The 19,443-nt window shown below is 67.9% G+C and carries 24 protein-coding genes; 12 read left to right on the top strand and 12 right to left on the bottom strand.

The features are described 5' to 3' along the window. Window positions 1-41: 41 nt before the first annotated feature. A complete protein-coding gene (locus OCU_RS41450) occupies window positions 42-812 on the bottom strand; it encodes a Clp protease N-terminal domain-containing protein (RefSeq protein ID WP_009952068.1) in 771 nt (256 codons plus the stop codon). Window positions 813-916: 104 nt separating this feature from the next. Here OCU_RS41450 and OCU_RS41445 point away from each other — a divergent pair, with 104 nt between their 5' ends. Both OCU_RS41445 and OCU_RS41440 read left to right on the top strand, forming a co-directional pair. Further along, window positions 917-1,252 (top strand): DUF732 domain-containing protein, encoded by a 336-nt coding sequence (locus OCU_RS41445; protein ID WP_009952067.1) that lies wholly within the window; start codon window positions 917-919, stop codon window positions 1,250-1,252. 48 nt (window positions 1,253-1,300) lie between these two features. Then, on the top strand, window positions 1,301-1,645 hold the full coding sequence (locus OCU_RS41440; RefSeq protein ID WP_009952065.1) for a DUF732 domain-containing protein: 345 nt from the start codon (window positions 1,301-1,303) through the stop codon (window positions 1,643-1,645). Between the two features lie 9 nt (window positions 1,646-1,654). Here OCU_RS41440 and OCU_RS41435 read toward each other — a convergent pair whose 3' ends face one another. From OCU_RS41435 to OCU_RS41410, 6 genes are all read right to left on the bottom strand, one after another. Next, complete coding sequence (locus tag OCU_RS41435) at window positions 1,655-2,575, bottom strand: cation diffusion facilitator family transporter (protein ID WP_009952063.1); 921 nt, start codon at window positions 2,573-2,575, stop codon at window positions 1,655-1,657. Window positions 2,576-2,637: 62 nt separating this feature from the next. Next, a complete protein-coding gene (locus OCU_RS41430; RefSeq protein WP_009952062.1) occupies window positions 2,638-2,850 on the bottom strand; it encodes a hypothetical protein in 213 nt (70 codons plus the stop codon). Between the two features lie 63 nt (window positions 2,851-2,913). After that, window positions 2,914-4,377, bottom strand: coding sequence for an aldehyde dehydrogenase family protein (locus tag OCU_RS41425; protein ID WP_009952061.1), 1,464 nt, complete (start codon window positions 4,375-4,377; stop codon window positions 2,914-2,916). A gap of 22 nt (window positions 4,378-4,399) precedes the next feature. Further along, window positions 4,400-5,155, bottom strand: coding sequence for a carboxymuconolactone decarboxylase family protein (locus tag OCU_RS41420; RefSeq protein ID WP_263649152.1), 756 nt, complete (start codon window positions 5,153-5,155; stop codon window positions 4,400-4,402). Between the two features lie 58 nt (window positions 5,156-5,213). Further along, window positions 5,214-6,035: a mycofactocin-coupled SDR family oxidoreductase gene (locus OCU_RS41415; protein ID WP_014380578.1), complete on the bottom strand. Its 822-nt coding sequence runs from the start codon at window positions 6,033-6,035 to the stop codon at window positions 5,214-5,216. A gap of 6 nt (window positions 6,036-6,041) precedes the next feature. Beyond that, on the bottom strand, window positions 6,042-6,872 hold the full coding sequence (locus OCU_RS41410; protein ID WP_008258475.1) for a mycofactocin-coupled SDR family oxidoreductase: 831 nt from the start codon (window positions 6,870-6,872) through the stop codon (window positions 6,042-6,044). A 115-nt stretch (window positions 6,873-6,987) separates the two neighbouring features. Between OCU_RS41410 and OCU_RS41405 the strand changes: the two genes are divergently transcribed. Beyond that, window positions 6,988-7,554 carry a TetR/AcrR family transcriptional regulator gene (locus OCU_RS41405; RefSeq protein ID WP_014385361.1) on the top strand — a complete coding sequence of 189 codons (567 nt, stop codon included), beginning with the start codon at window positions 6,988-6,990 and terminating at the stop codon, window positions 7,552-7,554. 16 nt (window positions 7,555-7,570) lie between these two features. Here OCU_RS41405 and OCU_RS41400 read toward each other — a convergent pair whose 3' ends face one another. The 3 genes from OCU_RS41400 to OCU_RS41390 form a co-directional block, all read right to left on the bottom strand. After that, window positions 7,571-7,945, bottom strand: a complete 375-nt coding sequence (locus OCU_RS41400; protein WP_009952055.1) for a DUF732 domain-containing protein — start codon at window positions 7,943-7,945, stop codon at window positions 7,571-7,573. Window positions 7,946-8,057: 112 nt separating this feature from the next. Continuing rightward, on the bottom strand, window positions 8,058-8,423 hold the full coding sequence (locus tag OCU_RS41395; RefSeq protein ID WP_014380576.1) for a DUF4189 domain-containing protein: 366 nt from the start codon (window positions 8,421-8,423) through the stop codon (window positions 8,058-8,060). 86 nt (window positions 8,424-8,509) lie between these two features. Then, complete coding sequence (locus tag OCU_RS41390) at window positions 8,510-8,728, bottom strand: hypothetical protein (RefSeq protein ID WP_009952053.1); 219 nt, start codon at window positions 8,726-8,728, stop codon at window positions 8,510-8,512. Between the two features lie 94 nt (window positions 8,729-8,822). Here OCU_RS41390 and OCU_RS41385 point away from each other — a divergent pair, with 94 nt between their 5' ends. Beyond that, on the top strand, window positions 8,823-10,097 hold the full coding sequence (locus OCU_RS41385) for an amidohydrolase family protein (RefSeq protein ID WP_014380575.1): 1,275 nt from the start codon (window positions 8,823-8,825) through the stop codon (window positions 10,095-10,097). On the opposite strand, the gene OCU_RS41380 is transcribed toward OCU_RS41385, so the two are convergent. Beyond that, window positions 10,094-10,981, bottom strand: coding sequence for an IclR family transcriptional regulator (locus OCU_RS41380; RefSeq protein ID WP_014380574.1), 888 nt, complete (start codon window positions 10,979-10,981; stop codon window positions 10,094-10,096). The two genes, OCU_RS41385 and OCU_RS41380, sit on opposite strands and share 4 nt — an antisense overlap. 65 nt (window positions 10,982-11,046) lie before the next feature. Here OCU_RS41380 and OCU_RS41375 point away from each other — a divergent pair, with 65 nt between their 5' ends. The 5 genes from OCU_RS41375 to OCU_RS51425 all read left to right on the top strand — a co-directional run bounded on the left by OCU_RS41375 (window position 11,047) and on the right by OCU_RS51425 (window position 15,676). Continuing rightward, window positions 11,047-11,976, top strand: a complete 930-nt coding sequence (locus OCU_RS41375; protein ID WP_041787087.1) for an SDR family NAD(P)-dependent oxidoreductase — start codon at window positions 11,047-11,049, stop codon at window positions 11,974-11,976. Next, window positions 11,973-12,776, top strand: coding sequence for an acetoacetate decarboxylase family protein (locus OCU_RS41370; RefSeq protein WP_014380572.1), 804 nt, complete (start codon window positions 11,973-11,975; stop codon window positions 12,774-12,776). Before OCU_RS41375 ends, OCU_RS41370 begins: the two co-directional genes overlap by 4 nt. Window positions 12,777-12,779: 3 nt before the next feature. Beyond that, window positions 12,780-13,994: an amidohydrolase family protein gene (locus OCU_RS41365; protein WP_009952048.1), complete on the top strand. Its 1,215-nt coding sequence runs from the start codon at window positions 12,780-12,782 to the stop codon at window positions 13,992-13,994. Window positions 13,995-14,007: 13 nt separating this feature from the next. After that, a complete protein-coding gene (locus OCU_RS41360) occupies window positions 14,008-15,276 on the top strand; it encodes an amidohydrolase family protein (protein WP_008258454.1) in 1,269 nt (422 codons plus the stop codon). Window positions 15,277-15,532: 256 nt separating this feature from the next. Then, window positions 15,533-15,676: a hypothetical protein gene (locus tag OCU_RS51425; protein ID WP_014380571.1), complete on the top strand. Its 144-nt coding sequence runs from the start codon at window positions 15,533-15,535 to the stop codon at window positions 15,674-15,676. A gap of 81 nt (window positions 15,677-15,757) precedes the next feature. On the opposite strand, the gene OCU_RS51835 is transcribed toward OCU_RS51425, so the two are convergent. Further along, window positions 15,758-16,042, bottom strand: a complete 285-nt coding sequence (locus OCU_RS51835; protein ID WP_308440472.1) for a hypothetical protein — start codon at window positions 16,040-16,042, stop codon at window positions 15,758-15,760. A 224-nt stretch (window positions 16,043-16,266) separates the two neighbouring features. Here OCU_RS51835 and OCU_RS41350 point away from each other — a divergent pair, with 224 nt between their 5' ends. The 3 genes from OCU_RS41350 (at window position 16,267) to OCU_RS51325 (ending at window position 19,353) form a co-directional block, all read left to right on the top strand. After that, complete coding sequence (locus OCU_RS41350) at window positions 16,267-18,198, top strand: putative alpha/beta hydrolase (protein WP_009952045.1); 1,932 nt, start codon at window positions 16,267-16,269, stop codon at window positions 18,196-18,198. Further along, entirely contained in the window at window positions 18,179-18,751 is a 573-nt protein-coding gene (locus OCU_RS41345) for a hypothetical protein (protein ID WP_029383902.1), read from the top strand. Before OCU_RS41350 ends, OCU_RS41345 begins: the two co-directional genes overlap by 20 nt. Window positions 18,752-19,059: 308 nt before the next feature. Then, on the top strand, window positions 19,060-19,353 hold the full coding sequence (locus OCU_RS51325) for a hypothetical protein (RefSeq protein WP_162130883.1): 294 nt from the start codon (window positions 19,060-19,062) through the stop codon (window positions 19,351-19,353). The last annotated feature ends 90 nt before the right edge of the window (window positions 19,354-19,443 follow it).

The following is a 19,443-nucleotide window of genomic DNA, read 5'->3' as shown; positions in this document are numbered from 1 at the left end:
GCACACGCGGTAGCGCCCGAGGCAGGGGTCGGCCGCAGCCGTCAGGCGTCACCGCCGCCGTCCGGGGCAACGGATTTCCCGCCACCGAGCGAGTCCAGCGCCGCGATCAGATCGGCCTCGACCCGGTCCTTGTCGACGCCGCACCGGTGCAGCGGCCCCGGGGTGGAGGAGGCGGCCTCCAGTTCGAGCAACGCCAGCAGCTGGTGCTCGGTGCCGACGTAGTTGTGGCCGAGCCGAAGGGCCTCGCGCACGGTCAATTCGAGGGCCTTGCGCGCCGGCCCGCTGAACGGGATGAGTTCGGGCGGTTGGTCTTCCACGCGCAGCGCGGCGATCGACGCGGCCGCGGCGTCGCGTAGCGCCTCGGTGTCGATCTTTTGCAGGCGCAGCAACACCGTGGCGAGCGCGGCCGCGTCGGCGAGCACCCCGATCAGCAGGTGGTCGGGGGTGATCTCGCCGTTGCCGGCCTCGTGCGCGGCGTTCTGGGCCGCCACCACCGCGCCGCGCGCCCGCGGCGTGAACCGCGCGAAGCCTTGCTCCGGCCCCAGGGTGGTGGCCTCGGCGCGGGGGACGAATCGTTTCTGGGCGGCTTGTTTGGTGACGCCCATGCTCTTGCCGATGTCGGTCCAGGACGCTCCGGAGCGGCGGGCCTGGTCCACGAAATGGCCGATCAGGTGGTCGGCGATCTCGCCCAGGTGCTCGGCGGCCAGCACGGCGTCGGTCAGCTGGTCCAGCACGTCGGGGTGGATGGTCTTGATCGCGGTGATCAACTCGTCGAGGCGGATCGGATACGCGATGCGGATGGGCTCGGACATGTCGTCAACGCTAGGTTGACGGATGCCGAGTGTCAACCGCGAGTTGACGATGCCTGTCGCTAGCGGGTGCGGGTGGGCGACATCTCTGGGAGAATCACTGAGCCATGAAGCTCATGCTCGCCCTGTCCGGCCTGGCCGTCACGATCGGCCTCGCGGTGCCGGCGCACGCCGACCCCGTTGACGGCGTCGACGGCACCGACGAAGCGTTCATCGCGTCACTGCGCGCGGCCGGCATCACCTTCGCCGATTCCGACAAGGCGGTGGGCGCGGGCAAATGGGTGTGCGACACGGTCGGCCAGGGCACGCAGATGCCCGACGTGGTCAAGACGCTGCTGTCCAAGAACTCCGCGCTGAGCGAGGGCAAGGCCAATCAGTTCGCGGCCATCGCCGCGAGCACGTACTGCCCGGGCGCGATCACCTCCACCACGAACACCCCGTAACGGCGCCGAGGTGCCGATCGTCGCCGGGTTTGAAACAATCATGGCGTTATGCGATTTCTCCTCGGGCTCTGCAGTGCCGCCGCCGCGCTCGGCCTGGCCGTCCCGGCCCACGCGGACGTCGACAACGATCAGGATTTCCTCAAGGACCTGCGCGACGCCGGCATCACCTACCAGGACGCCGGCAACGCGATCACCATCGGCAAGTCGGTGTGTGAGCTGCTCGACGACGGCCAGTCGGACGCGAAGATCGTGACGGACCTGCGCAACCAGAACCCGGCCTTCCAGGGCGCCAGCGCGGCCAAGTTCACCTTCCTCTCGGCCGCCCACTACTGCCCGAAGTACATCACTGGCGAGGACCGCGGGCCCAAGCCCGAAGGCGCCGCCGGCAACTGAGCCGACCGGTCAGGCCGCCCGCGCCGTCCAGGTGAAGCTCTGCATCTCCGGGATCCGCGGCGCCAGGGCCGCGGCGACGCTGCGACCGATCTGATCGGACGCGGCCAGCGACGTATCCGCGTTCAGGAACCCTTCCACTTCCACGCGCAGGGTCCGGCCGGTCCATCGGGCCCGGGCGTGCGCGTGCGTCACGCCGGGCACCGAGGCGGCGACGGCCTCGGCGGTGGTGATGATGTCGGGGTCGACGCCATCGAGCAGGCGATGCGCGATGTCGGCGGTGACCTCCCAGCCGACGTGGCAGATGAATCCGGTGACGACGATTCCGGCGACCGCGTCGGCCCAGCCCCAGCCGAGTGCCACGCCGATCAGCCCCAGCACCGCCCCGGCCGACGATAACGCGTCGAGCCAGGAGTGCTTGGCGTCGGCCACCATGGTGGCCGACCGAATTCGCTTGCCTACCACCAGTTTGTAGCGGGCCACCAGCTGGTTGCCGGCGACGCCCACGACGGCCGCGGCGATGCCCCAGCCCACGTAGCCGGTGCCGCCGTGACGGAGCAACTTGGTGACGCTCTCGAAACCGGCGACCACGGCGCTGCCCCAGATCACCAGGGCCACCCCGATGCCGGCGAGGTCCTCGGCGCGTTCGTAGCCATAGGGGTACCGCTCGGTGGGGACCTTGCGCGAGGCGCGGAAGCCGACGAACACCAGGGCGCTGGTGGAGACGTCGGACAGGTTGTGCAGCGCATCGCCGAGCAGCGCCACCGAACCGGACAACAGCGCGATGACCAGTTCCACCAGGCCGGTCAACGCCAGCCCGGCCGCGCTGACGGCGACCGCACGGTTGGCCTGCCGGCGCTCGCCGGCGTCGTCGGCCGCGGTGTCGAGGGGAAAGCCTGCCGCCGGGTCACGGACCCCGTTGATCGCATGCATACCGTCAGCATGCCCGATGCGACGGCGGCTCCCAAGGGTTTACGGCAGACGAGGGCCGCGCCCTACTTGTCCTGCTCCGGCTTGGACGGTTGATCACGCCACGGGCGGACGGTCTTCGGCAGGAGCATGAACGCCACGGGCACGCGCACCAGGGCGTCGCGGGCGGAGACCTCGAGGAACACGATCTCCATCTCGAGGCTGTTCAGGGGCCGCGTTTCCATCATGAAGCGTGTCCGCAAGTAGCGGGGGGTCCGCAGCCACTCGACCAAACTCATGAAGGCGACTGTACGCCACTAGCGGAAATACCTGATGGACACCGTGTTTCGGAACTCTGTCCGTCAGCTCATGCCGATGCGGATGGTCTTCACCTGCAGAAAGTCATACAGGCCCTCCACGCCGCCGGTGCGGCCGAACCCGCTCTGTTTGTATCCGCCGTAGGGGCCTTGGGGCGCGATGTCGCTGTGCCTGTTCACCCACACCGAACCCGCTTCCAGCCGGCGCGCCACCCGATGCGCGCGCTCCAGGTCGGAGGTGGCCACGAATGCGTTGAGGCCGTAGCGCGAATCGTTGGCGATCCTGACCGCCTCGTCCTCGTCGCCGAACGGCATGACGGAAGCCACCGGCCCGAATGTCTCGGTTTGCGCCAGCGCCGAGCGGTTGTCGACGTTCGCGAAGATCGTCGGCTCGACGAAATAGCCGGACGCGAGTTCACCTCCCAGCCGGCGCCCGCCGGTGATCAGGTCACCGGCCTTCTCGCTGACCGCCTGGTCGATGACACCGAGGACGCGCTCGGCGGCGGCCTCGCTGACGACGGGCCCGAGCATGACGTCGGGCTGCAGCGGATCCCCGACCTTCGCGGCCCGCACGGTCGCCACGAGCTTCTCCACGAATGCCGTGTACACCGATGCCTGGACGAGGATCCGCGAGGCGCAGGCGCAACTTTGGCCGGCCTGGGTGATGGGCCCCTGGTGGGCCGCGATGACGGCGGCCATGTCGAGGTCGGCGTCGGCGAACACGAGATACGCCGACTTGCCGCCCAATTCGGCCGTCACGGGTGTGAGGTTGTGCGATGCGGCCTGCAGCACCTTCTGCGCGGTCGCCTGTCCGCCGGTGAAGTGGATCTTGCGGACCCCAGGGTGACGCACCAGCGCGTCGCCGCCCTCCGGGCCGGCCGGCAGCACGTTCACCAACCCCGGCGGCAGGCCCGCTTCCAGGCAGAGTTCGCCAAAGCGCAAGGGCGCCAACGACGCAACCTCCGAGGGTTTGAGGATGACGGCGTTTCCCGCCGCCAGCGCGGGGGCCACGGCCGCGCCGACCACGACCAGCGGCCCGTTCCACGGGGCCAGGACGCCGACGACGCCGTACGGTTCGCGCTCGACGATGTTGACGTCGAACGCGCCGGCGACGGGAGTGCTTGCGCCGTGCGACTTGTCGACGTAGCCGGCGTAGTAGCGCAGGAACCGCTCCGTCAGTACGGAGTTGCCGGCGACCGCGATCGGGACGCCGTAGTCGTGCACGTTGAGCTCGCTCAACTCGGCGAAGTGGTCGCGCACCACGTCGGCCAGCGCGAACAACAGGTCGCGGCGGCGATCGACGGGGTAGGACATCCATTCCCGGTGCGCGTCCCACGCGCTGTCGACGGCCCGGCCGACCTCGCTTCGGCCGGCCAGGGGTATGGACGCGTTGGGCAGGCCGGTGCCCGGGTAGACGTGGCGGTAGGTTCCGCCGGATGCCGCGTTAATGCGTTCTCCGCCAATGAGTAACGCACCCGAGAGCGTCGGTGACGACGCGGTTGCCGTCATGGCAGTGTCCTCCGTTGTCGTGTCAGCCGACGGTCGCGGGATCGGCCCGGTTTTCGGCCGTCACCCGCTGCTTCTGCTCCGCGATCACCTGGTTGAGGTAGTCGGCCTTGGCGCAGCCGTAGTACGCCGCGAACTGCAGCGCCAATTCGTCCATCTCCTCGAACGAGACGTCGCCGCTCTTCAGCGCCGCGTACACGTGGGAGATGATCGGGATTTCGGCGTCCTGGAAGGCGACGCAGGCCACCGTGATGAGGCGGCGTTCCTTCATGCCCAAGCCGGGCCGCAGCCACATCTCGCCGAAGACGAAGTTCAGAATGCCCGCGCCCGAGTAGGGGTTGTCGCGCATCGGCGCGAACGGCAGGCAGTTGATCTCCTTGAACGATGCTTCGCCGCCCTGCAGCCGCTGCTCGGGGTCGCTGGCGGTGACCAGCGGCAGCAACGGTTCCGGGGGAGGGGGCGCCTCGCCGCGTTCCTCGGCGATCCTGGCCCACTCCTGGTCCACGGCGATGTTGAACCGCGAGGCCTTCGGCCAGCCGGCGTAGACGGCGAAATGCAGGACCGTTTCCCGCATTTCGGTGATGGTGAGGTCACCGCTGTTCAACGCCGCATAGACGTGCTGCTCGAGCGGGGCCTGCGCGTCGGCGGCCGCGACGCAGGCCAGCGTCACGAACCGTCGATCGCGGCGGCCGAGCCCGGGCCGCGACCACACCTCGCCGAAGACGAAGTCGATCAGCCCTGCGGTGAAGGGTCCCCGATCGCCGGGCGGATCGACCGTCATCACCTCGGCGAAGGTGCGCACCCCCCGTTCATGTCGCGCACCGTCGTCCGTCAAAGCACTATCTGATGGTGACACCGGCGTCCACTTTCAGCTCAAGCCCCGTGACATAACGGGATTCATCGGAGAGGAGGTAGAGCACCGCGTTGCTCACATCGGCCGCCTCGATCAGCGGCGCGGGCAGCGCGTTGAGGAAGATGGGCACCAGGTCGGGCCGCTGCTCGGCGATCAACGTGTGCATCGTCGGGGGCGCCATGCCGGTCGCCACGCCGGTGGGGTGCACGGTGTTGACCCGAATGTTCTGTGCGGCAAGCTCGTTGGCCAGCGCGAGCGTCATCCCCACGATGCCGTGCTTGGACGCCGTGTAGGGCACATGCAGCGGGGTCCCCTTGATGCCGGCCGAGGAACTGATGTTGACCAGGCTCCCGCCGCCGCGCGCGACGAGGTGGGGCAGCGCGGCCGCGCAGGTGTTCCAGGCCCCGATGAGGTTGACATCGACAACCAGCCGCCACTGCTCGGCGGTGGTGGTGTCCCAGGTGCCGACGGTGAGCACGCCGGCGTTGGCGACCGCGCCGTCGAGCCCGCCGAGTTCGTCGGCGGCCGCGTCGACCGCCGCTTTCATGGCGGCCTCGTCGCGCACGTCGACGACCGCGGTGATCGCCCGGCGGCCGTGTTTCTCGACCAGGTTCGCGGTCTCGTTCAGGTCGTCCTCGGTGGCCAGTGGGTATTCCAAACCCGCTGGGGTGGAACAGATGTCGACGAGGACGCAGTCGGCACCCTCCTCGGCCAGCCGCACCGCGTGCGAGCGTCCCATGCCGCGCGCGGCCCCGGTGATCAGGATCCGTTTGCCGGCGACCCGGCCCGTTGCGTCGTTCGTTGTCACGGGCTATCAGACCTTGTTGCAGAAGCCGGCATCGACGGGGAAGGTCACGCCGGTCACGTACTTCGCCTCGTCGGAGACCAGGTAGGCGATCGCGGCGCTGACGTCTTCGGGTTCCAGCATGCCGACGGGCATCGGGTTTTGCAGATGGGGGCCGGCGCCGGGATTCTTCTCCAGGAAGTCGGTCATGTCATCATTGGTCGCCATCATGGTGTTGACCGCGGTCGGGTGCACGGTGTTCACCCGAATGTTCAGCGGCGCAAGCGCATTGGCCAGCGTACGCATCAGGCCGACGATGCCGTGCTTGGACGCCGCGTAGCCCAGGCCGCCGCCTTGCAGGCCGCCGAAACCTTTGATGCCCGCCGTCGAGCTGGTGAAGATGATCACCCCGCCGCGATTACCGGACAGCAGGTGCGGAACGGCCGCCCACGCCGTGTGGTAGGCGCCGTCGAGGTTGACGCCGGTGACCGCGCGCCACTGCGCCAGTTCCTCCTCAATGCTCAACTCGCGGAACGCCAATGGCGCGATCCCGGCGTTGGCCAACACGATGTCGAGGCGGCCGAAGTGCTCGACGCCGCTATCCATCGCGGTCTTGACCTGCTCGAAGTCGCGCACATCGGCGACGGTGCCCAGCATCTTTCCGCCGGCCTCTTCGACGAGGGCGACGGTCTCGTCCAGTTCCTGCCGGGAGGCCATCGGATATCCGTTGGCGGGGATGTCGGCGCAGATGTCGATCCCGATGATGTTGGCGCCCTCGCGGGCGAGCCGCACCGCGTGGCTGCGGCCCTGGCCGCGCGCCACCCCGGTGATGAAGGCGACTTTGCCATCTAACGAACCCACGGCGCGTTTCCTCTTTTCTTGGTCATCGGCCCAGATCAGGCCGGAGTAACGCCGTTACTCACGTGCGCACAGTAACATGGTTACTGTGAAGACGACAGGGTCCCGAGTGCAGACCGTGGACAGCGCGTCCGGGCCCCGGGTCGATCCGATCCTGGACATCGTGGTCGAAATGCTCGACACCGAGGGCTACGAGGCCGTGCAGCTGCGCGAGGTGGCGCGACGGGCCCGCGTTTCGTTGGCGACCATCTACAAGCGGTATCCGACGCGCGACGAGCTCATCGTCGCCGCGCTGGAAGGCTGGATGGACGCCAACCGCTACGCGCGATTGCCGTCGCTGATCGAGGACCTGCCCGGCGATTCGATCTATGTGGACCTGATGCACGTGATGAGGACCATCTTCGAGCCGTGGGAAAGCCACCCGTTGATGCTGCGCTCCTACTTCCAGGCGCGATCGGGGCCCGGGGGAAAACGCCTCATCCAGCGCGGTGTCGATGCCGTCGTCCCTGTCGCCAAAGCCATTCTGGCCCAAGCCGATCCGGGGTTCGCCAAAGACCTCGAGCTCATCCTGCCCGGCGTCGTGTACGGGTTTCTCACGCGATTCGCTCAGGGCGAGATCGACGTCACCGAGATCGTGCCCGGCATCGAGCGCACGGTGTTCTGGCTGACCGCGGCGCAGGGCTGAGCGGGATTCTGCGCTCTCACAGGATCGGGGGTGGTATCAGCCACCCCATCGACGGATCGACGTCGTCTTTGTATTCCGGGCAGTAGCTGGCCACCGAAAGGCCGATGAAGTATCCGGATTGCTTCGCCGACATCGGCGTTTGCTTGGTCAGTTTGATCGCCAGCATCGATACGTTCGGGTTCGTTTCGATGCTGCTGCACACCGCATGGGCCGTCGCGATCGCATCGTCGTCGTCGAACATCGTGATCCCGCCCCTGTCGAGGCCGGCGAGAAACGCATCGTCGGCGTCGTCATCGGCCGCCGCCGGTGCCGCGCCGGCCAGCGCGCCGGTGGCCAGCGCAATCGCGCAGGCGGCCGACCACGTGGCAAAACCGGCCTTCAGATGAGCCATGGCCTCCCCTCTATGCGCGGGCCAATCGGCGGCAAGTCAAGGACGACTTAAGTGAACGATAGCCGAAATCGCGGTGTCCATCTCGGCATCGCGCGAGGCGTCGTCCCGGATTTCACGACGAGCAGTGGGAGGCCTTGATTCGTCCGTTGGGGGCGCCCAGCTTGGCCAGGGCGTCCGCATCGGATGCCGTTGTGTCCGGGCCGGATCCGCCCTGGAACCGGCCGGAACGGTCGAACGCCACCGATGCGCAGCCGTTGCGCGTGCCGGCCACGACCTCGCACACGTCGCCGGCCTCGGCGGTGCAGTGGGCGAGCGCGATCTGGTTTGCCTGGTCCTGGCTGCCCCCGGTGCCCCACCCGGCGGCGCGTCCGCTCCCGACGGACACCGCCACGGCGACGAAGTCGTCGTCGGCCGCGGCCGCCGGCGCCGCGATGAGCGCGCAACCGAACGCGACGACGACGGCAATGATTGACCGCACCGGCCGACTCCTTCGCAACGCTCAGGACAGGAATCTAGCGCCGCGGTCGGCGTGCGCGCGGGAAAACGGGCCGCGGTGTCTCGCGGCTACGCGGTGTCCTCCGGGTCTTCGGCCAAGTAGGTGACCTCATACCAGCGCTTCCGGGATTCGGCGTCGAACGGCTCGCTCGCGGTCGCGCGCTCCAGTCGCACGTCCGTCAGATGCGGATTGTCAACGCGGATATAGTCTTCGAGCTCGGCGTGCAGCGCCTCGCCATCCAGGCTGACATCCGCGAGCGCCCTGCCGTCGTACCTCGTCCAACTCACGGGTGACATCTTGCTCCGGTCGCGGCCCGGACTTTCGTTGGCCCTTCGCGCGCCGACCCGTTTCTCCTATACTCGACGTACCTTTGGAGGTGCGATGGCTACAAGCTGGGACACGCTGGATCGCTACGTCGTCATTTCGACGGACACCCACGCCGGGGCGGACCTTTACGACTACAAACCGTATCTGCCGGCCGGCCTGCACGAGGAGTTCGATGCGTGGGCCAAGGCCTACGCCAGCCCGTTCGACGATCTGATCGTCGCCACCGCCAACCGGAACTGGGACCACGAGCTTCGGATCGCCGAGATGGACGCCGACGGGGTGGCCGCCGAGGTCCTGCTGCCCAACACCGTTCCGCCGTTCTTCCCGACGACCCCCAACATCACCATCAGCTTGCCGCGCACGCGTGAGGAGTTCGAGCAACGTTGGGCCGGCGTGCAGGCCCACAACCGGTGGCAGGTCGATTTCTGTTCGCTGGCGCCCGCCCGGCGGCGCGGGCTGATCCAGATCTTTCCCAACGATGTCGAGTTGGCGCTGGAGGAGATCCGCTGGGGCGCGGAGCAGGATTGCTTTGGCGGCGTGCTCATTCCGCCGGTGTCGCCCGGCGATTCGCAGGTGGCCCCGCTGTTTCACACCCGCTACGAACCACTTTGGGCGCTGTGCGCGGAATTGGACCTCACGGTGGTGCAGCACGCGGGCGCCGGCAGTCCCGAGATGCCGATGGACCAGCCGGCCTCCAACGCGGTGTTGATCACCGAAATGGCGTTGTGGGCCCAGCGGACCCTGGGTCACCTGATCCTGGCCGGGGTGTTCGAGCGCTACCCGACGCTGCGCTTCGTGCCGACCGAGCAGGGCACGCTCTGGGTGCCCGGGCAACTCGCCGTCCTCGACGCCATGGTGCCGACCATGAAGTCGGACGCGGGCAACCGCACCTATGGAATGTTCGGCGGATCGTCGGTCGACGAGCTGTCCCTGACTCCGAGCGAATACGTCCAGCGGAACTGCTATTTGGCCACCGAGCTGATGCCGTACGACTCCTCGATGATCGACTTCATGGGCCCCGATCACATCATGTGGGGCAGTGACTATCCCCATGAGGAGGGCTTTGCGCCCCACTCCACGTTGGCCATTCGTTGGGCCCTGCACGACAGGCCGGAGGACGTCTGCCGAAAGATCTTGGGCGGCAACGCCGGCCGCCTGTACCGATTCGATCTCGAAGCGCTGGTGCCGATCGCCGGCAAGATCGGGCCCACCGTCGCCGAGGTGCGGACCCCCCTCGAGGACACGGGATATCGCGCCCCGGCCGCCTTCGGCTACCGACCATTCGAAGGGGGCCTGGCCCTCAAGCGGCTGGCTCCGCAGCGGCACTAACCGGATTCGTCGCTCAGGGCGGCGCTCAGCCGGCGGGTCGCCGAAGCGAGTTGCGCCCCAAGGCCAGTGACCGCCGCGCCGCTCATCGGCTCGGCGCTGGGGACCAGGCTGAGCATCAGGGCGATGCGCGACCCGGGGCCCAGGATCGGGGAGTCGATGTGGCTCACCTCGTAGGTGCGGTCCGCGTCGAGGTCGATCGGGAACCACTCCTCCTGGTGGATCAGCTCGTCGGTCAATTCCTGCGCCAGCCGGCTCAGTCGGGTGGACCGCACCTCGGCACTGCGCACGATCAGGGCCAGTTCCTGCAGGCGCAGATCGGGCAAAAGATGCAGGCCGACCGCGTACCCACGCCGCCGGGCATTGGTGATGGCCTCGCGGTAGCGATCGCGTACGTCGTCCGGCAGCGCGGACAGCCAGCGCTCCCGGACCTCGGGGCCGGCCCAGGCAACGGTCGACGCCCCGTACGGCGGACGGTGCGGGAACTGGGTGCCGATCGGCATCGGGTGACCGCCGCCGCGACGGCTCCGGACCTGATCTACGACGGTGGAGTAGTCCTCGCTCACCGAGAAGGCCACGCAGTGTGCGCCCGTCGCTGCCGACAGCTCGGCCATCGCGGAGCGGGCCAACACCAGCGCCGGGTAGCGGCCCGCGGCCTCGCGGCCGAGCCGGACCAGAGCGGGACCGAGGTGGTAGGTCTTGCGCACCGGGTCGCGCAGCAGCCAGCCGGCCCGCAGTAGCTCGGACAACATCGAGTGGCAGCTGGCCTTGTGCACGCTCAAGTGGCGCGACACCTCGGCCAATGTCATCCCGCGGCTCCCGTCGCCCGCCAGCTGCTCGAACAGGTTCACCACCCGTTCGGTCTGCGGGGAGGGGCGCGGGGCCATGGCCCCAATAGTCGCATAATGCGACTGCTTGCGGTGATATAAGCGACCATGTGACCATGACCACAATGGAAGACCTGCGGGGCAAGGTGGCGGTCGTGACCGGCGGGGCCGGGGGCATCGGCCGGGCCATGGGCCGCCGTTTCGGTCGCGAGGGTATGAGGGTGGTGCTGGCCGACGTGCTCGCCGAACCCCTCGAGGAGGCGACGCGGGCGCTCGCGGACGAGGGCGTCGAGGCCGCCGGGGTTCTCACCGACGTCACCGACTATTCCTCGGTCGAGTCGCTGGCCAAGGAGGCGGTCTCGCGCTTCGGCGCGGTCCACGTGGTGTGCAACAACGCCGGCACCGGCGGCGTCTCCGAGGGCTACATGTGGGAGCACGACCTGGCCGACTGGCGATGGGGGATCGACGTCAACGTGCTCGGCGTCATCCACGGCATCAAGGCGTTCGTGCCGCTCCTGCTCGAGCAGGGCGAGGGGCACGTGGTCAACACCTGCTCGGGCAACGGCGGCTTCGCCCCGATCGCCCGGGGCGCCATGGGCGGACCGGCCACCGCGGTCTACCCGATGACCAAGGCGGCGGTGCTCTGCCTCACCGAGAGCCTCTACACCCACCTGGAAATGGCGGGGAAGGGCGTCCGGGCGCACGTCCTGTTCCCCGGCGGCTTTTTGAACACCGGCATCTGGGAGTCGTGGCGGCATCGCCCGGAGCGCTACGCCGCGACCCAGCAACGTCGCACGCCCGAGCAGACACTGGACAAGGTCGTGGCCCGCTTCGAGGCCGCCGGCGCGCACGTCGAGTTCACCCCGCTCGAGACCGTCGCCGACCAGGTGGTGGACGGGATTCGCGCGGACCGCTTCTGGATGATGGGCCCGCCCACCCCGGCCGATCAGGTGGTGAGCGCCAAGGCGGCCTCGATCCTTTCCCGCGGCGCGCCCGACTACCTCGTCGACGTTCTCGGGCGGCACGCCGAAAACAGTGAAGGAGGAAAGCGTTGAACACCAACGTCATTCGCTACGGTCCTCGCCCGCCCGAGGCGCAGGTCGACCACGAGATCGATGCCACCAAGGCGCCGATTGCCACCGAGGCGGTGACCGTCACCTACCTCACCGATCCGGAGATCGTTGCGGCCGTGCTGCCCAGGCCGCTGCAGCCCGCGGCCGAACCGCTGGTGCGTATCCAGCTGCAGCGGGTGCGGATCGAGGGCATGGCGCCCTTCGGGTCGGCGGTGTTCTCGGTGACCGCCCGGCACGGCGACGTCGAGGGCGACTACCCGCTCTTCATGCCCCAGTCCACCGAACAGTCGGTCACCGGCGGGCGCGAAACGTTCGGCGAGCCAAAGAAATTGGCCCGCATCGAGGTGGAACGCGACGGCGATCGCGTCACCGCCACCGTGGACCGGCTGGGCTATGCGCTCATCAGGCTGAGCGGACAGATCACCGGCGCGGCGGAGTTGCCCCCCGACCAGATGAACACCGAGTTCTACTTCAAGTTCCTGCGGGCCCCCGACGGCAGCGGCATCACCGACCCCCACCTGGTTTATGGCGAGTACCACCGCCACTACGAGCTGCTGGAGAACATCGACGGAACCCTCGAGCTGGGGGAGTCGCCGTTGGATCCGGTGGCCGACATCGTCGTTCGTCAGATCAGGTCAATCACCTGGTGTCGGCGGCGCACCGTCCAGGTGGGCCGGATCGCGGCGCGGGTGCCGCAGGAGTGGCTGCTGCCCTACGTGCACCAGCGCTACGACGACGTCGCCCTGCTCGCCGCCCCGAGGCCCGAGCCGGCGCGAGCCTGACCCATGGACCGCTACACCGTCATTTCGGCCGACTGCCACGCCGGCGCCGACCTGCTCGCCTACCGCGAGTACCTCGATCCGCAGTACCGGGACGAATTCGACGGCTGGGCAAAGACATACGTCAACCCGTTCGGTGATCTGACCGAGCCCGAGGCCGAGCGCAACTGGAACAGCGATCGGCGCAACGCCGACCTGGATTCCGAAGGCATTGCGGGGGAAGTCATTTACCCCAACACCGTGCCGCCGTTCTTTCCCCAGGCGAGCCTGGCCGCCCCGCCACCCGAGACCGCCCGCGAGCTCGAGCTGCGCTGGGCCGGCCTGCGCGCGCACAATCGCTGGCTCGCCGACTTCTGCTCCCTGTCGCCCGAGCGGCGCGCCGGGGTGGGCCAGATCCTGCTGCCGGACATCGACGAGGCCATCGCCGAGGTGGCGCAGATCGCCAAGCTGGGCCTGCGCGGCGGGGTGCTGCTGCCCGGGATCGCCCCGGGCACGGGCATTCCCCCGCTCTACGCCGAGCACTGGGAGCCGCTCTGGGCGGCGTGCGCGGACGCCGGCCTGGTGGTCAACCACCACGGCGGCAACGCCGGGCCGAGCCCGACGGACGGGTGGGGCAGCTCGTTCGCGGTGTGGGTGTACGAGACGCACTGGTGGGCGCATCGGGCGTTGTGGCACTTGATCTTCAGTGGCGCGCTGGATCGCCATCCGGACCTCACCGTGATCTTCACCGAGCAGGGCGCGGGGTGGATCCCGGCGACGCTCGACTCGCTCGACGTGGCGGCGGCCCGCTACGGGCGGGAGAACTCGGCGATCGCCCGGTTCGCCGGGCCCACCGCCGGCTCGCTGAGCCTCAAGCCGAGCGAATTCTGGGCCCGCCAGTGTTACGTCGGGGCCAGTTTCATGCGTCCCGTCGAGTGCGCCGAGCGGCACCGCATCGGCGTCGACCGCATCATGTGGGGAAGCGACTACCCGCACTACGAGGGCACCGCCCCCTACACGCGGGAAGCGTTGCGCCACACCTTCTCCCGCGTTCCGGCCGAGGAGGTGGCGGCCATTTTGGGCGGGAACGCGGCCGCCGTGTACGGCTTCGACCTCCAGGTTCTCGCGCCGCTCGTCGAGCGGATCGGCCCGACCGTGGCCGAGGTCGCCGAGCCGCTGGACTCCGTGCCCGCCGACGCGCGTAGCACCGTCTTCGAACCCGACCCCATCCGTGCCTGGTAAGGAAGGACCGCCCGTGAACCCCTACATCATCATCTCCGCCGACACCCACGCCGAACTCCCGACCGAGCGGTACCGCGAATACGTCGACCCCGAGTACCGCGAGGACTTCGAGGCCTACCTGGCCGAGAAGACCGCCGCGGCGCAGGCCGGCGGATTCATCGACGAGGAGTTCGCGCAGGAGTGGTTCTCCGAGCATGGCGACGGCATCGCCGGGGGATGGGACGTCGGCCTGCGCGACAGGGAACTCGACGGCGATGGGGTGGTCGGCGAGGTCATCTTCCCCGACGCCGACGCCGTGACCGGGGTCGCCGGCGCCCCGTTCGGCGCCGGACTGGGCCAGTCGGGCGACCTCGACCCGGGGCGCGCCATGGCTGGGGCGCGGGCCCACAACCGCTGGCTGGCCGAACTGTGCAGCCACAGCCCCGAGCGGCGCGCCGGGGTGGCGGTGGTGCCGATACTGGCCGACGTCGACGCGGCGGTCGCCGAGATCACCCGCGCCGCGGAATCCGGACTGCGCGGCGGGATCCTGATCCCGGCGCGCTGGGTCGGCTACCCGCCGTATCACGATCGTCGCTACGACAAGGTCTGGGCCGCCTGCCAGGACCTGCAGATGCCGATCCACACCCACTCCGGTCCCGCCCCGCAGGAGGAGTACGGCGGGCACCTGGGCATCTACGTGACCGAGGTGCGCTGGTGGGGCGCCCGGCCCCTGTGGTTCGCGCTATGGTCGGGCGTGTTCGAGCGCTTCCCCGGGCTGCGCTGGGGGGTCACCGAGTGCGGCGCGTTCTGGGCCAACGATCTGCTCTGGCTGATGGACACGCGGTACCTGCGTGAGCACTCGGCCAAGAAGATGAGCCATCTGATGGAGGGCGACCTGACGATGCCGCCGTCGGCCTACTTCGACCGGAACTGCTTCATCGGGGCCACCACCACCGAACGCCGGGAGCTGGCACGCCGCTACGAGATCGGTGTATCGAACATATTGTGGGGCAACGACTTTCCCCATCCGGAGGGTACCTGGCCGCACACCCGCGACTGGCTGCGCCGCTCCTTCTGGGACATTCCCGTCGAGGAGACCCGCCAGATGCTGGGGCTGGCGGCGGCCGAGGTCTACAACTTCGACCTCGGGGCCCTCGCCTCGCTGGCCGAGCGCATCGGCCCGACCCCCGAGGACCTCGGCCAGGACGATGCGGTCAGCATCCCCAAGTGGGAGGCGGCACGACAGGTCGGACGCCACTGGCTGACGGACGCGGAGCCGATCCCCGATCTCGTGCAGAACTGAATAGTTCCAGGGGTCTCGGCGCGTTACTCCGGCGCGCCGCGTGGGCGGTATTCCGTTGCGGCGCAGCGTATCTGATCGGCGCATGAGGCCGCCGCGTCCGCGAATGCGCTTGCGTGGCCGCCGGAGGCATTGCCAGCCGTGAAAGGATGGCGATGATGACCACGGTATCTGCGGAATTACCCGTTGCACCGGTGCTGATGGGTTGAGCGTGCCCCTGAAACGCGTCGACGCACTGAAGCCCGGAGACAGGATCCGCATGAAGGTCGGGCACGCCACCGTCGTCGCGACGGAACCCCTCGACGACGACCGCACCTTGCTCACCTTTACCTACGGGACCAAAGCCCCCGCCGACAGCAGCCTCACCGTGGACGTCCTCGCCGATGACGACTGGGGTTGGTAAGCGAGAAGCCCAGGCCGCGTGGGGTTTTCGCGGGGCCGAGGCGCCAGTGGCGGTTGGCCCCTCAGCCGCCCCGCAACTCGCTCACGGCTCGGGTGGCGGTGCCGGGGGGTTGTCCCAACTTCCCGGCGTGCCGGCGGGCACCTGCATTCCGAGCCAGTTGCACGGCATCATCGATCGCCATGCGATGAACGCGCACTGCTGTTCGGGTGTCAACGGGCTAGGCCCCGCGCAGGGCGGCGTTCCCGCCGTCCCGCATATCGGGTCGGCCGCGGCAGGTGGTGACGCGGCGAATGTGGCGACGGCGATCATCGGCGCGATGGCCGCGATGAATGTGGTGACGAAACCTCGGGTGCGATGCATGGCCACCTCGAATCTGTAGCTCCGTGCGCAGATCGTAACCCCAGGCCCCGGCGCCGGGTGGCCGTTTGAGTGCACCCGGGCGAGCCCGGGAATCGGAGGGCATCGGCCACGGCGGAGCACGGCAGTGACTTGCGGCGCGTCACCGGATGTAGCTAACTTGGACGACCCCCGGTTGGGGGTAGCGTCATAGCTGGTGTGGAGAATTATCAGCTAGGTTTTCGGGCGGAGCGATGCAGCTGAAGTGGCTCAGCGTGGCCGATCTGATCGCCCGGGCCGGTGGAGACCCCTGGGCGATCAACCAGAGCCTGCAGGCGGGCAGCCCGGCTCAGATTTCGAGCCTGGCGGAAGCCTTCCACGGCGCGGGTCGGCACACGGCCGAAGCCGACCACGCCTTTGAGCAAGCCCGGAAGCGCTTTGATGCGGCCTGGAACCACCAGAATGGCGATCACCCAATCAACGACTCCGCTGAAGTGCAGCGGGTCATCAAATCCCTGGGTGCGCAATCCGAGCAGTTACCCAAAATCGGTAGCGATCTGGAGAACATCGCCGCCGCGTTGGCCGAGGCGCAGAAAGCCGGAGCTCAACGAATCTCCACGCTCGAACACGCGCTGCAGGGACTCGACCACATCATCGACGCGGCCCAGCACGATCTGCAATACGGCCGCCCCGACGCGAAAACCCAGGCTTTTCTGAAGAAGCTGATCGATGACGCGACAGCCGACGCGGCCGATGATGTCCGGGATGCTCTTGGCGACCTGGAGTCGACTCGTGACGGCTACTCGGCCACGCTGCAGAGCTGTCTGGGCGATCTGCGCACCGATGGCTACGACCCGAACATCCTGGCGCCAGTCGACGCCGACACCCAGGTCCCGCCGCCGAACGCCAGTCCCGAGGACGTCAATCGCTGGTGGACATCCCTGACCCCCCAGCAGCGGCAGCGCTTCATGGCCGAGCACCCCGACCAAATCGGCAACCTCAACGGTGTCCCCATTCTGGCGCGCAATGACGCCAACCTCACGGTGATGAACCAAGACCTCGACCGGGTGCGGGGCATCGCCAGCCGCAACGGTGTCTCGGTGGATGACGTGCTTCGCGACCCCGCGAAGTACGGTTTGTCGGCCACGGATGTGACCCGCTACCAGAACGCCAACGAGACCAAGCTAGGCCTCGACCACGACGCGGGAGACCCGCTTCACCCGAAACCGGTCTACCTATTCGCTTATGACCCAACGGCATTCGGCGGCAAGGGCCGCGCGGCGATCGCGATCGGCAACCCCGACACGGCCAAGAACACCGCGGTGATCGTGCCCGGTACCAGCAGCAGCGTGAAAGGCGGCTGGCTACACGACGGCCACAACGACGCGATCAACCTGTTCGAACAGGCTAACGCCGCCGACCCCCATAACCCGACGGCGGTCATCGCGTGGATGGGCTACGACGCCCCCAACGGATTCGACGACGTCCAGCGCATCTCCACACCGGCGCTGGCTCGCGTGGGCAGTGCGTCGCTGGCCCAAGACGTCAACGGTCTGTGGGCGACGCACCTCGGGGCGGGCCAACATGTCACCGTCTTAGGCCACTCGTATGGTTCGACCACCGTCGCCGACGCCTTCGCCATGCACAACATGCACGCCAACGACGCCGTGCTACTGGGCTGCCCCGGAACCGACATGGCCCGCAGCGCCGAACAATTCCACCTCGACGGTGGACACGTCTTCGTGGGAGATGCCTCCACCGATCCGGTCGGCATGCTCGGACATCTCGATGGCGCGAGCAAGAAACTCTTCGGCGAGAACTTCTTCGGGACTAACCCCAGCCTGGGTACCGACCCCGCGGTCGACGGGTTCGGGTCGGTGCGCTTCCGCGCCGAGGTCCCCGGCTCCGATGGCATCAATCCCCATGACCACTCGTACTACTACCACCGGGGCAGCGAAGCCCTCTATGGCATGTCCGACATCGTCTCCGGCCATGGTGACCAACTACAAGCCGACGGCATGACCGCCGATCACCGCCATTCGTTGGGTGGCGTACAGGTCAGGATCCCCGGCCTACCCCCGGTCACCATCGGCCCGCACACGCCTGCCGTCATCGACCCGGAGTGGGAGCGGTCGCCAGGATCTATTACCGACAACCATGTTTTCGATGCTCAACACCACCATTGAGGAACAACGTATGCCGTTGCGCCAAGCGCTGATCAGTTCGCTAGTGGTCGTCGCCGTGTTGTTAGGAGGATGCGCGCCAGTGCTACACAAACCACATGCCGCGGGATCGACGAATCCGTACGAGGATACGGCCCATCCCATGAGCGACGATCAGACCAAGGCGCAGGTGATCGAGCCGGCCAAGCAGATCGTCGCCGCCGCGAAGCTGGAGGGCGTCAGCGGGGCATTCTCGTTCGCCTCGTGCAACGACCAAGGGGATCCGCCGTTTCAGGGCACCGTCACGCTGAGCTTCCTGATCCACGGGGACCCCGATGCGTATTTCCAGCAAGTACGCGCGGCGATGATCGCGCAGGGCTGGAACGAGGGGGCGCCGCCGGGACAGCACTACCACGGCGCGTCGCTCAACAAAGACGGCGTGGCCGCAAGCATCAGCTACATGCCGTCCGACCACGCTTACGGGCAGATCATCTTCGATGGCCAATGCCGAAACATGGGCAACCACAAGGGCGAAGGCCAATGGACCAACATCAACGATCAGCTGGCCGCGCGTTAGCCGTCTTTGCCGAATGGCTGGTCAGCACCCGATAGGTGCTAGACCTGTTGGGAGCGACCTCGAATCCCTGCACCGATCACGCATACGGGCAAATCTGTTGTGGGACAACGCGAGAGGGGCTGCCAACCGCCAGAAATTCCTGACCCTTCCGACCCTTCGGACCATTCGCCACGCTTCGTGGCGTCATTGACGAGGCGCGACACGACACCTCGAGGGTGTGCGGCAATCTCAGGGTAAGGCGTTGGCCTGGCTAGTTGGCTGCCGCTGACGGATAATACGAGGTTATCCCGCACGAAAGGTAAGGAGTGATGACCGACACCGCTTCCACCACATCACGTACTCGCACCGGCCCGACGTGGACTCGCTGGCTTTACCGAATCCTCGCCATCGTCGGCATCGCCGTCGGCATCGTTGTCATCATCGCCGTCGTCTATCTCCTCTTCGCTAAGTCGGACTGCTGCTCCATGATGAAAGCGGACCCGCCGGCTGCCCAGTCGAAGGATTGCTGTGCCTCCATGATGAAAGGCATGAAAATGCCGATGGAGAACAGGCCGAGCATGTCGCCGATGCCGAACATGCCCATGCCCGCTCCCGGCCGGTGACTGCCCTGGCGCCGGAGTCAGTCGGAAGCTGAGCCGCCCACGATTTACGCGACTCGGCGGATATAACCCCCGCCCGCTGAAAAGGCGGCA

The sequence above is a fragment of the Mycobacterium intracellulare ATCC 13950 genome, from assembly GCF_000277125.1.
Classification (GTDB): domain Bacteria; phylum Actinomycetota; class Actinomycetes; order Mycobacteriales; family Mycobacteriaceae; genus Mycobacterium; species Mycobacterium intracellulare.
The sequence above is the reverse complement of the archived record's forward strand: the minus strand, read 5'-3'. Positions and strand labels throughout refer to the sequence as shown.

Excerpts from the sequence above, each read along its gene's own strand:
- OCU_RS41450 (WP_009952068.1), bottom strand. The coding sequence starts at position 812 with ATGTCCGAGCCCATCCGCATCGCGTATCCGATCCGCCTCGACGAGTTG.
- OCU_RS41445 (WP_009952067.1), top strand. The coding sequence starts at position 917 with ATGAAGCTCATGCTCGCCCTGTCCGGCCTGGCCGTCACGATCGGCCTC.
- OCU_RS41440 (WP_009952065.1), top strand. The coding sequence starts at position 1,301 with ATGCGATTTCTCCTCGGGCTCTGCAGTGCCGCCGCCGCGCTCGGCCTG.
- OCU_RS41435 (WP_009952063.1), bottom strand. The coding sequence starts at position 2,575 with ATGCATGCGATCAACGGGGTCCGTGACCCGGCGGCAGGCTTTCCCCTC.
- OCU_RS41430 (WP_009952062.1), bottom strand. The coding sequence starts at position 2,850 with ATGAGTTTGGTCGAGTGGCTGCGGACCCCCCGCTACTTGCGGACACGC.
- OCU_RS41425 (WP_009952061.1), bottom strand. The coding sequence starts at position 4,377 with ATGACGGCAACCGCGTCGTCACCGACGCTCTCGGGTGCGTTACTCATT.
- OCU_RS41420 (WP_263649152.1), bottom strand. The coding sequence starts at position 5,155 with ATGACGGTCGATCCGCCCGGCGATCGGGGACCCTTCACCGCAGGGCTG.
- OCU_RS41400 (WP_009952055.1), bottom strand. The coding sequence starts at position 7,945 with ATGGCTCATCTGAAGGCCGGTTTTGCCACGTGGTCGGCCGCCTGCGCG.
- OCU_RS41385 (WP_014380575.1), top strand. The coding sequence starts at position 8,823 with ATGGCTACAAGCTGGGACACGCTGGATCGCTACGTCGTCATTTCGACG.
- OCU_RS41380 (WP_014380574.1), bottom strand. The coding sequence starts at position 10,981 with ATGGCCCCGCGCCCCTCCCCGCAGACCGAACGGGTGGTGAACCTGTTC.
- OCU_RS41375 (WP_041787087.1), top strand. The coding sequence starts at position 11,047 with ATGGAAGACCTGCGGGGCAAGGTGGCGGTCGTGACCGGCGGGGCCGGG.
- OCU_RS41365 (WP_009952048.1), top strand. The coding sequence starts at position 12,780 with ATGGACCGCTACACCGTCATTTCGGCCGACTGCCACGCCGGCGCCGAC.
- OCU_RS51425 (WP_014380571.1), top strand. The coding sequence starts at position 15,533 with ATGAAGGTCGGGCACGCCACCGTCGTCGCGACGGAACCCCTCGACGAC.
- OCU_RS41350 (WP_009952045.1), top strand. The coding sequence starts at position 16,267 with ATGCAGCTGAAGTGGCTCAGCGTGGCCGATCTGATCGCCCGGGCCGGT.
- OCU_RS41345 (WP_029383902.1), top strand. The coding sequence starts at position 18,179 with ATGCTCAACACCACCATTGAGGAACAACGTATGCCGTTGCGCCAAGCG.
- OCU_RS51325 (WP_162130883.1), top strand. The coding sequence starts at position 19,060 with ATGACCGACACCGCTTCCACCACATCACGTACTCGCACCGGCCCGACG.